This is a genomic window from Ornithinimicrobium cerasi (genome assembly GCF_003702705.1).
Taxonomy (GTDB): Bacteria; Actinomycetota; Actinomycetes; order Actinomycetales; family Dermatophilaceae; genus Ornithinicoccus; species Ornithinicoccus cerasi.
This window is the reverse complement of sequence record NZ_QZMN01000002.1, coordinates 291,007-303,061: the sequence shown is the minus strand read 5'-3', so window position 1 is coordinate 303,061 and position 12,055 is coordinate 291,007. Positions and strand designations below refer to the sequence as shown.

Annotated in this window: 10 protein-coding genes and 1 tRNA gene; 5 read left to right on the top strand and 6 right to left on the bottom strand. The window is 70.6% G+C overall.

Features of this window, described 5'->3' with window-relative positions; translation table 11 throughout:
- Nucleotides 1-42: 42 nt before the first annotated feature.
- From pyk to D4B81_RS03265, 3 genes are all read left to right on the top strand, one after another.
- On the top strand, nucleotides 43-1,500 hold the full coding sequence (pyk, locus tag D4B81_RS03275; protein WP_097187565.1) for a pyruvate kinase: 1,458 nt from the start codon (nucleotides 43-45) through the stop codon (nucleotides 1,498-1,500).
- A 56-nt stretch (nucleotides 1,501-1,556) separates the two neighbouring features.
- Nucleotides 1,557-1,639: transfer RNA gene (locus D4B81_RS03270), tRNA-Leu, on the top strand.
- Nucleotides 1,640-1,738: 99 nt separating this feature from the next.
- Nucleotides 1,739-2,350 carry an ANTAR domain-containing response regulator gene (locus D4B81_RS03265; RefSeq protein WP_122261131.1) on the top strand — a complete coding sequence of 204 codons (612 nt, stop codon included), beginning with the start codon at nucleotides 1,739-1,741 and terminating at the stop codon, nucleotides 2,348-2,350.
- Nucleotides 2,351-2,452: 102 nt separating this feature from the next.
- On the opposite strand, the gene D4B81_RS03260 is transcribed toward D4B81_RS03265, so the two are convergent.
- On the bottom strand, nucleotides 2,453-3,223 hold the full coding sequence (locus tag D4B81_RS03260; protein WP_122261055.1) for a DUF554 domain-containing protein: 771 nt from the start codon (nucleotides 3,221-3,223) through the stop codon (nucleotides 2,453-2,455).
- Between the two features lie 24 nt (nucleotides 3,224-3,247).
- Entirely contained in the window at nucleotides 3,248-3,685 is a 438-nt protein-coding gene (locus tag D4B81_RS03255; protein WP_122261054.1) for a PaaI family thioesterase, read from the bottom strand.
- A 20-nt stretch (nucleotides 3,686-3,705) separates the two neighbouring features.
- Here D4B81_RS03255 and polA point away from each other — a divergent pair, with 20 nt between their 5' ends.
- Complete coding sequence (gene polA, locus D4B81_RS03250; RefSeq protein WP_122261053.1) at nucleotides 3,706-6,414, top strand: DNA polymerase I; 2,709 nt, start codon at nucleotides 3,706-3,708, stop codon at nucleotides 6,412-6,414.
- Nucleotides 6,415-6,550: 136 nt separating this feature from the next.
- Nucleotides 6,551-7,858: an ABC transporter substrate-binding protein gene (locus D4B81_RS03245; protein ID WP_122261052.1), complete on the top strand. Its 1,308-nt coding sequence runs from the start codon at nucleotides 6,551-6,553 to the stop codon at nucleotides 7,856-7,858.
- Between the two features lie 95 nt (nucleotides 7,859-7,953).
- Here D4B81_RS03245 and D4B81_RS03240 read toward each other — a convergent pair whose 3' ends face one another.
- From D4B81_RS03240 to D4B81_RS03225, 4 genes are all read right to left on the bottom strand, one after another.
- On the bottom strand, nucleotides 7,954-8,739 hold the full coding sequence (locus D4B81_RS03240) for an ABC transporter ATP-binding protein (protein WP_122261051.1): 786 nt from the start codon (nucleotides 8,737-8,739) through the stop codon (nucleotides 7,954-7,956).
- On the bottom strand, nucleotides 8,736-9,608 hold the full coding sequence (locus D4B81_RS03235; RefSeq protein ID WP_122261130.1) for an ABC transporter ATP-binding protein: 873 nt from the start codon (nucleotides 9,606-9,608) through the stop codon (nucleotides 8,736-8,738). Before D4B81_RS03235 ends, D4B81_RS03240 begins: the two co-directional genes overlap by 4 nt.
- 73 nt (nucleotides 9,609-9,681) lie before the next feature.
- Nucleotides 9,682-10,659: a branched-chain amino acid ABC transporter permease gene (locus tag D4B81_RS03230; protein ID WP_122261050.1), complete on the bottom strand. Its 978-nt coding sequence runs from the start codon at nucleotides 10,657-10,659 to the stop codon at nucleotides 9,682-9,684.
- Nucleotides 10,660-10,672: 13 nt separating this feature from the next.
- Nucleotides 10,673-11,956, bottom strand: a complete 1,284-nt coding sequence (locus D4B81_RS03225; RefSeq protein WP_419866231.1) for a branched-chain amino acid ABC transporter permease — start codon at nucleotides 11,954-11,956, stop codon at nucleotides 10,673-10,675.
- Nucleotides 11,957-12,055: the final 99 nt, after the last annotated feature.

The window sequence follows — 12,055 nt, the reverse complement described above, 5'->3', positions numbered from 1 at the left end:
GCGGCGCGCGACGGCGGCCCCGGTCGGACTAGGCTCTCCCCCATGCGTCGAGCCAAGATCGTCTGCACCCTCGGTCCCGCCTCCGACTCCTACGAGCAGATCGAGGCCCTCGTGCGGGCCGGTATGGACGTGGCGCGGCTCAACCTCTCCCACGGCGCCTACGAGGAGCACCACGAGCGCTACCTCAACGTCCGGCGCGCCGGTGACGCGACCGGGCATGCCGTGGCGGTGCTGGTCGACCTGCAGGGCCCCAAGATCCGGACCGCCACCTTCGCCTCGGGACCGGTCACCCTGGCTCCCGGTGACACCTTCACCATCACCAGCCGGGACGTGCCGGGTGACCACCGCGAGGTGGGCACCACCTACAAGGGGCTGCCCGGGGACGTGTCCGTCGGCGACGACCTGCTGGTCGACGACGGGAAGGTCCTCCTGCGGGCGGTCGAGGTCAGCGAGACCGACGTCGTCTGCCGCGTCGAGGTCGGCGGCGTCATCTCCAACAACAAGGGCATCAACCTCCCCGGTACGGCGGTCAGCGTCCCGGCGATGTCGGAGAAGGACGAGGAGGACCTGCGCTGGGGGATCCGCACCGGCGCCGACTTCATCGCCCTCTCCTTCGTGCGCTCCGCCGCCGACGTGGACCCGGTCCGGGCCATCATGGAGGAGGAGGGTCGGGTCCTCCCGGTCATCGCCAAGATCGAGAAGCCGCAGGCCGTGGAGAATCTCGAGAGCATCGTGGCCGCCTTCGACGGCATCATGGTGGCCCGCGGCGACCTCGGCGTCGAGCTGCCGCTGCAGCAGGTGCCGCTGGTGCAGAAGGACGCCATCCAGATGTGCCGGGAGAGCGCCAAGCCGGTCATCGTCGCCACCCAGGTCCTGGAGTCGATGATCGAGAACCCCCGGCCCACCCGGGCCGAGGCGAGCGACTGCGCGAACGCGGTGCTCGACGGCGCTGACGCGATCATGCTCTCCGGTGAGACCTCGATCGGCGCCTGGCCGGTGCGCTGCGTGGAGACCATGGCCGACATCATCGAGGCCACCGAGGACCACGGCCTGTCGCGGATCGCCCCGATCCTCACCAAGCCGCGCACCCCCGGCGGGGCGGTGACCCGGGCAGCGATGGGCCTGACGGACTCGCTCGAGGACATCCGCTTCGTCGCCACCTTCACCCAGAGCGGCGACACCACGCGACGGATGGCCCGGATGCGGGCAGCCACCCCCATGCTGGCCTTCACCACGGAGCAGTCGACCCGGTCGCGGCTGGCGCTGACCTGGGGGGTGGAGACCTTCCTGGTGCCCTTCGTCTGGCACACCGACCAGATGGTCATGCAGGTGGAGGAGGCGCTGCTGCGCGAGGGCCGCTGCGACCGGGGCGACCTCATCGTCATCGTCGCCGGCTCACCCCCCGGCGTGTCCGGCACCACCAACGCGCTGCGGATGCACCGCATCGGGGACGCCGTCTACGGGCAGGCACCCGCCTACACGGACGACCCGGTCGTCTGACCCGGGGCCGGGCTCCCCGGCGGGTATGCTGGTCCGCTGGCGGCTCCACCCGCCCGGCCGGGGTGGTGGAATGGCAGACACGGGGCACTCAAAATGCTCTGCCCGCAAGGGCGTGCGGGTTCAAGTCCCGCTCCCGGCACGGCATCCTCCGACCCGGACCCGATGGTCGGAGGCCGAGACTCACAGATAGGCTGACGCGGTGACCGATGCGCAGACGCAGACCCCGGACGACGGTGAGCTGACCGAGGAGCAGCCGGAGGTCCGGACGGACGGCGGCCTGCGGATCGTCCTGGCGGAGGACGAGGCGCTCATCCGGATGGACCTGGCGGAGATGCTGACCGAGGCGGGGCACGAGATCGTCGGTCAGGCCGCGGACGGGGAGCAGGCGGTGGCGCTGGTCACCGAGACCAGCCCCGACCTGGTGGTCATGGACATCAAGATGCCCGGGATGGACGGCATCTCGGCGGCGGAGCAGATCGGCCGCGAGGGTCTCGCCCCCGTCGTCATGCTCACCGCCTTCAGCGACAAGAACCTCGTCGAGCGGGCCCGCGACGCCGGCGTGATGTCCTACGTCGTCAAGCCCTTCAGCGCGGCCGACGTCCTGCCGGCCATCGACATCGCCCGGGCCCGCTGGGCCGAGCGCAAGGCGCTGGAGAGCGAGGTCGCGGACCTGGGCGAGCGCTTCGAGACCCGCAAGCGCGTCGACCGTGCCAAGGGCCTCCTGATGAGCCAGCTCAAGCTGACCGAGGCCGACGCGTTCCGCTGGATCCAGAAGGCCGCCATGGACCGGCGCCTCTCGATGCGTGAGGTGGCCGACGCGGTCATCGCGGGCATGCCCGGCAAGAAGTAGACCCCCCGGGTACGCACCGCCGGTCGGCCGGCACGGTCGCAACGACGGGACCGCACGGTCGCACCGACCCGTCGGTACGAGCGCACCGGGAGCCCCGCACGGTCAGCGCAGTGCCGCGACGACCGAGACCAGCAGCGGTGCGACGACCAGGGCCGGGAGCAGGTCGCCCACGGGCACCTGGCGGATGCGGAGCAGCCGCAGCGCGATGCCCACCAGGAGCAGGCCCCCGACCGCCGTCAGCGCGGCGATGTGCGCCTCCGGGGCGACCGCGCCCAGGGTGACCCCGACCACGGTGAGCAGTCCCTGCACGAGCGCCACCGAGACCGCCGACACCAGCACACCGACGCCGAACGTCGAGGCGAAGGCGGTGGCGGCGAAGAAGTCCAGCGCCGACTTCAGCGCCAGCTGGTCGATGCCGCGGCCCAGCCCGTCGGACAGCGACCCGAGGATGGTCAGCGGACCCACGCAGAAGAGCAGGGACGCGGTGAGCCACCCCTCGATGAACCGCTCCCGGCCCTCGTGCCCGTCGTCCGCCCCGCCCCAGACCCGGCGCACGAACCCCTGGACCACGCCCGCGAGCGACTCCAGCCGGTCCTCTATCCGCAGCAGCGAACCGAGGATCCCCCCGAGCAGCAGGCTGCCGAGCACCACGAGCACCGGGACCCCGGACCCCACGGCGCCGCTGAGGGCCGGGGAGGTCACCTCCAGGGCGGACAGACCCGCCACCAGCAGGGTGACGAGGCCCAGACAGTCGGTGACGACGTCCCGGACCCGCACGGGGAAGCGGTGCCCGGCCACCATGCCGAGCAGGGCGCCGAAGACCACGGCCACCACGTTGATCACCGTGCCCAGACCCGGGAACCCACCGTCCATGGCGGACACCCTAGGCGGCTGCGGTCAGGCGCCCGGGGGCCGGTCCCTCAGCGCGCAGGTGAGGCGGGCGGTGCAGACCCGGCGCCCCTCGTCGTCCTGCACGACGACCTCGTAGCTCGCGACCGACCGGCCGAGCGACAGGGGCGTCGCGACCGCCGTCACCCAGCCCTCCCGCACCGCACGGTGGTGCGTGGCGTTGAGGTCCACGCCCACCGCGATCCGGTCCCCCCCGGCGTGTGCGGCAGCGGCGACGGAGGCGACCGTCTCCGCCAGAGCCGCGGAGGCGCCGCCGTGCAGCAACCCGTAGGGCTGGGTGTTGCCGGCCACCGGCATCCGCCCGACGGTCCGCTCCGGGCCGATCTCCAGGACCTCCATGCCCATCCGCTCCGGCAGCGTCCCCTCGGTGGGGAACGGCAGAGCCACCGGGGTGCCCGGAGGCTGGGGCTGGGGGATGTCGGTCATGGGACATAGGCTGCCATGCTGTGAGTCGACTGCTGCTGCTGGACGGACATTCCCTGGCCTACCGGGCCTTCTTCGCCCTTCCCGTGGAGAACTTCTCCACCACCACGGGTCAGAGCACCAACGCCGTCTACGGCTTCACCTCGATGCTCATCAACGTGCTCCGGGACGAGGCGCCGACCCACGTGGCGGTCGCCTTCGACATCTCGCGCCAGACGTTCCGCAGCGCGGAGTATGCCGAGTACAAGGCCGGGCGCGCCACGACGCCCGGGGAGTTCGTCGGCCAGGTCGACCTCGTCAAGCAGATCCTCGACGCGCTGCGGATCACCCACCTGGAGGTGGAGGGCTACGAGGCTGACGACATCATCGCCACCCTCACCGCCCAGGCGCGGGCCGAGGGGATGGAGGTCGTCATCGTCTCCGGGGACCGGGACGCCTTCCAGCTCGTCGACGAGGGGACGCTCCTGCTCTACCCCGTCCGCGGGGTGTCCGAGACCTGGCGGATGACGCCGGAGAAGATCGAGGAGAAGTACGGGGTGCGGCCCGAGCGCTACAGCGACCTGGCGGCGATGGTGGGGGAGTCCTCGGACAACCTGCCGGGCGTGCCGGGCGTGGGACCGAAGACGGCGGCCAAGTGGCTCGGGCAGTTCGGCGACCTGGCCGGGATCGTGGACGGGGCCGACCAGCTCCCCGGCAAGGCCGGTCAGGCGCTGCGCGACCACCTGCCCCAGGTCCTGCGCAACCGCCGGCTCAACCAGCTCGTGGCAGACGTGCCGCTCGAGGTCGGCGTCGCGGACCTCCAGGCGCGCGGCTGGGACCGCGAGGAGGTGCACCGGGTCTTCGACGGCCTGGAGTTCCGGGTGCTGCGCGAGCGGCTCTTCGCGACGCTCGAGTCGGCGGAGACCGAGGCCGAGGAGGGGATCGAGGTCGAGGGGACGACCCTGTCCCAGGGCGAGTCCGCGGCCTGGCTGTCGGCGCACGCCGGCCCCGGGCAGCGGGTCGCGGTCGTCGTGCACGCCGGCCCCCGGACCCCGGCCGGCCCGGGGGAGGCGACGGCGCTGGGTCTCGCGGGAGCCGAGCACGCGGCATACCTGGACCTGCTCGAGGCCACCGAGGCGGACGAGGCTGCCCTCGCCGCGTTCCTGCGCGATCCCGCCTGCCCCAAGGTGCTGCACGACGCGAAGGGGCAGGTGTCCTCGCTCCAGCTCCGGGGGCTCGACGTCGAGGGCGTGGTCAGCGACACCGCGCTCGCCGCCTACCTGGTGCGTCCGGACCAGCGGTCCTACGACCTGGCGGACCTGTCCCTGCGCTACCTCCGGCGTGAGCTGAGGCTGGAGGAGGAGGCCGGGGAGGAGGGGACGCTCGACCTCGCGTGGGGGGAGGCGGAGCAGGATCCGGGTGACCGTGCGGCCGCACGCTCGGCGATGGTGCACGCCCGCGCGGTGCACGACCTGTCGCTCGCGCTCGACACCGAGCTCGCGGAGGAGGCGGAGCGCCGTCTTCTCGCCGAGGTCGAGCTGCCGCTGGTCGGCGTGCTGCGCCGGATGGAGCAGGCTGGCATCGCCGTCGACCTGCCCGCCCTGGAGGCGCTGGAGGGGGAGTTCGGCGACGCCATGGAGCAGGCGCAGCTCGACGCCTGGGAGTCCCTCGGGGACGACACTGTCAACCTCGGCTCGCCGAAGCAGCTGCAGGTCGTGCTCTTCGAGACGCTCGGGCTGCCGAAGACGCGGCGCACGAAGACCGGTTACACGACGGACGCCGACGCGCTCGCCGGGTTGTACGCCCAGACCGAGCACCCCTTCCTCGAGGCGTTGCTGCGGCACCGGGACAAGGCTCGCCTCCGGGTGACCGCCGAGGGGTTGCTGAAGTCGGTCGCCGACGACGGACGCATCCACACCACGTACCAGCAGACGATCGCGGCCACGGGCCGGCTGAGCTCGACCGAGCCCAACCTGCAGAACATCCCGATCCGGACGGAGGAGGGGCGCCGCCTCCGGGAGATCTTCGTCGTGGGCGCCGACGCCGACGGGCCGTACGAGGCGCTGATGTCGGCCGACTACAGCCAGATCGAGATGCGCATCATGGCGCACCTGTCCGGGGACGAGGGTCTCACCGAGGCCTTCCGGAGCGGGGAGGACCTGCACCGGTTCGTCGGGTCCAGGGTCTTCGGTGTCGCGCCGGACGACGTCACGCCCGAGATGCGCTCGAAGGTCAAGGCGATGAGCTACGGGCTGGCCTACGGCCTGTCCGCCTTCGGCCTGTCCAAGCAGCTCGGCATCGCCACCGCGGAGGCCAAGGCGCTCATGGACGAGTACTTCGAGCGCTTCGGGGGCGTCCGGGACTACCTGCGGGACATCGTGGGCGAGGCCAGGCGCAGCGGCTTCACCGAGACCCTGCTGGGTCGGCGCCGTTACCTGCCCGACCTGACCAGCGACAACCGGCAGCGCCGGGAGATGGCGGAGCGTATGGCGCTCAACGCACCCATCCAGGGGTCGGCCGCCGACCTCATCAAGGTGGCGATGCTGCGCACCGAGCGTGCCCTCACGGAGGCGGGTGTGCGCTCGCGGATGCTGCTCCAGGTTCACGACGAGCTGGTCCTGGAGATCGCCCCCGGCGAACGCGATCTGGTCGAGTCGGTCGTCCGCGAGCAGATGGGTGCCGCCGCGGACCTGACCGTTCCCCTCGACGTCAGCGTCGGCGTGGGCCGGACCTGGCACGACGCGGCACACTGAGCAGCGCCGCCCCTGATAACGATGTGGGAACGATCGTGGGACCGGCCGCGCAAACCCTTGTGCGCGACCCTCCGGACACCTACGGTCGGCGCAGTGGAGACACAGTAGTCCCACCCCGACGATTCAGAGGAGCATCATGATCCGAACCTCTCTCCGCCCGCGTGGGTCCGTGGCCGCGCGCGGCATCGCCGTGCTCGCCGCCTCCGCGCTGGTGCTCACGGCGTGCGGCAACGGCGGCGACGACGAGACGCCCGCCGGCGAGGACGACGAGCAGACCCAGGAGGATGAGGCAGCCGGCACCGGTGAGGCGGGGGACCGCGACCTGACCCTGGAGATCGGCACCGTGCTCCCGCAGACCGGCGCCCTCGCCTTCCTGGGCCCGCCCGAGGAGGCGGGGGTGCTGCTCGCCGAGAAGCACATCAACGAGGCCGACCTGGGTATCACCGTCAACGTCACGCTCGGTGACTCCGGTGACCCGGACAACCGCGCCTACGCGACGACCGTCCCCCAGCTGCTCAACGCGGGCGTACACGCCATCATCGGCGCGGCGTCCTCCGGTGTGTCCAAGCTGTTCATCGACGAGGTCGTGGCCGCCGAGCGGCTGATGATCTCGCCGGCGAACACCTCCCCGGACTTCACCACCTGGGACGACGACAACCTCTACTGGCGCACCGCCCCCTCGGACCTGCTCCAGGGTGAGGTGCTCGGCAACCTCATCGCCCAGGACGGGGTGGCCAACCTCGGCATCATCTACCTCAACGACGCCTACGGCACCGGCCTCGAGGCCGTGCTCACGGAGACGTTCGAGGCGGCCAACGGCACCGTCGTGGCCAGCGAGTCCTACAACGCCGGAGACACGACGTTCGACGCGCAGATCAGCTCGGTGATCGCCCAGAACCCGGACGCCATCGTGCTGATCACCTTCGAGGAGGTCAAGACGATCATCCCCGCGATCGACGCGGCGGGCTTCGACACGACCAACCTGTACTTCGTCGACGGCAACATCGCCGACTACAGCGAGGACTTCGACCCGGGCCTGCTCGAGGGCGCCAAGGGCACCCAGCCCGGCCCGGACCTGGGTGACGAGTTCCGCGAGGAGCTCAACACCGTCTGGACCGAGGCCGGCAACCCCGAGCTCGTGGACTACAACTACGCGGCGGAGTCCTACGACGCCGTCATCCTCGCGGCGCTGTCGGCCCTGGCCGCCAACTCCGTCGAGGGCCCGGCCATGGCCGGCAAGATGCAGGAGGTCTCCGGCGGGACCGGTGGTGGCGAGAAGGCCACCGACTTCGCGGCCGCCGCGCAGATCATCATCGACGGTGGCGTCGTGGACTACGACGGCCCCTCCGGCCCGATCTCCTTCGACGAGAACGGTGACCCGACCGAGGCGACCATCGGCATCTTCGAGTACGACGCCGAGAACAGCCTGACCCGCCTCAACTGAGGCACCGGCGCGCGAGCGCCACGACGAGGCCCCGGGACCGAAGAACGGTCCCGGGGCCTTCGCCGTGCCTGGGTGAGGTGGTGGGGCGTCCTGGTTCAGGCCTCGGCCTGACCCAGGGTGCCGAGGTACAGGCCGATCACGCGCTCGTCGTTGAGTAGCTCTCGTCCGGTGCCCGTGTGCGCGTCCTTGCCCTGGTCGAGGACGTAGGCACGGTCACAGATCTGCAGGCAGCGTCGGGCGTTCTGCTCCACCATGATGACGGTCACGCCGGCCTGGTTGATGGAGGAGACCCGGATGAACGCGTCGTCCTGACGCACCGGCGAGAGGCCGGCCGAGGGCTCGTCCAGCAGCAGCACGTCGGGCCGCATCATCAGCGCCCTGGACATCGCGACCATCTGCCGCTCACCGCCGCTGAGGGAGCCGGCGACCTGGTTGAGGCGGTCCCCGAGCGGGGGGAAGATGTCGATGACGAAGTCGAGGCTCTCCTTGAGCTTGGAGGGCCGCTGGTAGGCCCCCATCTCGAGGTTCTCCCGGATCGTCAGGGTCGAGAAGACGTTCTCGGTCTGGGGCACCAGGCCCACGCCCTTGGCGACCAGCTTGTTGGCCTTGAGGTTGGTGATGTCCTCCCCCCGCAGGGAGATCGTTCCCGAGCGGACCGTCACCAGGCCGAAGATGGCCTTGAGCAGCGTCGACTTGCCGGCCCCGTTGGGGCCGATGATCCCGATGAGCTCGCCGTCGTAGGCGCGCAGGTTGGTGTCGGTGAGGATGTCGATGCCCGGGAGGTAGCCGGCCGTGACGTTGTCCACGGCCACCACGGGCTCGCCGGTGGTCCGGGGTGCGCCTGTGCCGCCCGACGCGGTCTCGGTGTCGATGGTGCTCATGAGATGCGGTTGCCCTCCTCGTCGTACCGACCGGTGATGACACCGATGTCCTCGTCCAGGTGCGAGCCGAGGTAGGCGTCCACCACGGCCGGGTCCATCATGACCTCCCGCGGGGGTCCCTCGGCGACGATGCGCCCCTCGGCCATCACCACGACCCAGTCGGCGATGTGCCGGACCATGTGCATGTCGTGCTCCACGAAGAGCACGGTCATCCCCTCGCTCTTGAGGTCGATGACGTGGTCGAGCAACGACTGGACGAGAGCCGGGTTGACCCCGGCCATGGGCTCGTCGAGGAGCACGAACTCGGGCTCGGTCATGAGGGCTCGCGCCATCTCGAGCAGCTTGCGCTGGCCCCCCGACAGGGACGCCGAGTAGTCGGCCCGCTTGTCGTAGAGCTTGAACTTGCGCAGGAGGTCCAGCGCGCGCGTCTCGATCGCCTTCTCCTGCGCCCGCCACAGGAACGGGAGGACGCTGGCCAGGATGCGCTCACCCGTCTGTCCCGTGGCACCGAGCTTCATGCTCTCCAGCACGGTGAGGCGCTGGAGCACCTTCGTCAGCTGGAAGGTGCGGACCTGTCCGCGCCGCGCGGCCTTCCAGGCGGGGATGCCGGCGAGGGAGCGCCCGTTGAAGGACCACTCGCCGCTGTCCGGCTGGTCGAACCCGCTGAGCAGGTTGAACAGGGTGGTCTTGCCGGCACCGTTGGGCCCGATCAGGGCGGTGATGGCGTTGCGTGGGATCTCCAGGTGCTCGACGTCGACGGCCTTGATGCCGCCGAAGGAGCGGGAGACGTGGTCGGCGACCAGGATCGGGTCCTTCTTGGACACCCCGGGGGCGGCCGGTCCGGTGGCCAGGTCGTGCGTGGCATGGATCTCGTGCGTCGGTGCGACCTCCTGCGTCTCGACGAGGATCTCGTGGTCGTCGTGCGGGGCCGGGGCCAGCTCGTCACTTGACAAAGGTCATCTCCTTCTTGTTCCCCAGGATCCCCTGGGGCCGGAACGCCACGAGGAGCATCAGCGCCACACCGACGACGACGAAGCGCAGGTTGCCGGCCTGGGTCGTGCTGATCGGCAGCCAGCCCTCGGCCGCCATCGCGGGGAGCACCCCCGAGAGGAAGGCCATGAGCATCCAGTACAGCATCGAACCGAGGACCGGGCCGAAGATCGTCGCCGCCCCGCCGAGCAGCAGGGCGGTCCAGACGAAGAACGTGAGGCTGGGCAGGTAGTACTGCGGGATGACGGCCGAGGGCAGCGCGATCACGACGCCGCCCAGCGCGCCCAGCACACCTCCGATGATGAGCGCCTGCATCTTGTAGAGAAAAACGTTCTTGCCCAGCGACCGGACCGCGTCCTCGTCCTCACGGATGCCCTTGAGGACGCGGCCCCACGGGCTGCGCATGAGCAGCCACACCAGGACGACCGCGAGGGCGACGAGGAGGAGGCCGAAGACCCGGGCCCACCAGCCCGTCTCCGTGTAGGTCCACGGACCGAGACCGTACGTGCCGGTCGGCAGCGGGTTGGCGGCGCGGAAGCTCGCGTGGTAACCGCCCAGACCGTCCGCGCTGTTGGTCCACCGGTCGAACAGCTGGGTCTGGAACAGGAGGCGCACGATCTCGGCCGCCGCGATGGTGACGATGGCCAGGTAGTCGGCACGCAGCCGCAGGGTGGGGATGCCGAGCACGACGGCGAAGACGATCGCCCCCAGCATGCTCACCCCCATGGCTGCCCACCACGGCAGCCCGAAGCTGAGGATCGAGATGGCGTACCCGTAGGCGCCGATGGCCATGAACCCGGCCATCCCGAAGTTGAGCAGCCCGGCATACCCGAAGTGGATCGACAGCCCCAGGGCCGCGAGCATGAAACCGATCGTCTCGGCCGAGAGCATGAAGCTGGCGGTGTTGTTGAGGATCTGGCCCCAGTCCATCTCGGTGCCTCCGTTATCCGATACGTGCTCGTCGGCCCAGGATTCCCTGGGGCCGCACGAGGAGGATGATGATGAGGACGCCGAGCGCTCCGACGTACTTGATGTCGGAGGGGATCCACAGCGTCGAGACCTCGACGAGGACGCCGATCACCAGAGCGCCGAGCAGGGCCCCGAAGGCCGTCCCGAGACCGCCCAGGACCACCGCGGCGAAGATGAGCAGCAGGATCTGCACACCCATGTCCCACTTGATGCCGGGCCGGAAGTAGGCCCACAGCACGCCGGAGAGGCCGGCCAGCGCGGCGCCGGCGACCCACACGATGCGGGTCACGGCGTCCACGTCGATACCGCTGGCCGCCGCGAGCGAGCGGTTGTCGGAGACGGCGCGCGTCGCCTTCCCGGTGCGGGTGCGCAGCAGCCAGTAGGCGACGAGGAGCAGGACCGTCAGGCTGATCCCCATGCTCACCATGTCGACGGTGCTCAGGCGGATGGGTCCCAGGATCTGGTGGCGCGTGCCACCGGCACCGGGCAGCTGGTAGGTGCCGCCGCCGATGAAGAACTGGAAGACGTAGCGCCCGGCCAGCGAGAGACCGATGGTGAGGATCATCAGCTGGACGAGGCCGATCCCGCGTCGTCGCAGGGGTCGCCAGATGCCGGCGTCGACCACCCAGCCGAAGGCGCCGCTGAGCGCCACCGCCACGATGATGGCGATCCAGATCGGCCAGTCGGCGAAGACGCCGAGCGCGAGCGCCGCGACCGCTCCGAACGTCACCATCTCCGCGTGGGCGAAGTTGGTCAGCCCGGTGGTGCCGAAGATCAGCGAGAGCCCGATGGAGGCCAGCGCCAGCATCAGGCCGAAGTTGAGGCCGTTGACGAGCCGCTCGACGAACTGGGCCATCAGGCCGGTGGTCTGCCGTTCTCCCTCGCCGAGGAAGAAGTTGGCCGGCTGGAAGAACTGCGAGCCGTACTCGACGTTCAGCGGGTTCTCACCCGTGACGGTGACGCCCTCCGGGAGACTCTCCTCGTCGATGAGCACCTCGTAGGCGTCCGTGGTCGGGACGCCGACCCGGGCCTGGCCACGGTCGTTGGTGAGCGCCTCTGCCTCGTAGCCGCCGCCGGTCACGACGACGCGCACGTCCGCCACCGGCTCGTTGTCGTAGCGGACGTTGATCGCGATGTTCTGGTCGTGCTCCTCGACGTTCACCTGGGACTGGTCGTCCGGGGCCTGCGCGGACGCGACGGCAGGGACGAGCAGGGGGAACAGGACCAGGGTCAACGTCGTCAGCAGCAGCCCGAGCACGTGCAGGGGTGCCCGGGCAGGACGACGGACCCGGTGGGGGGTGGTGGGCTGCACTGCTCCTCCAGCCTGGGGGTCACGGATGGTGCTGCACGCACGGAA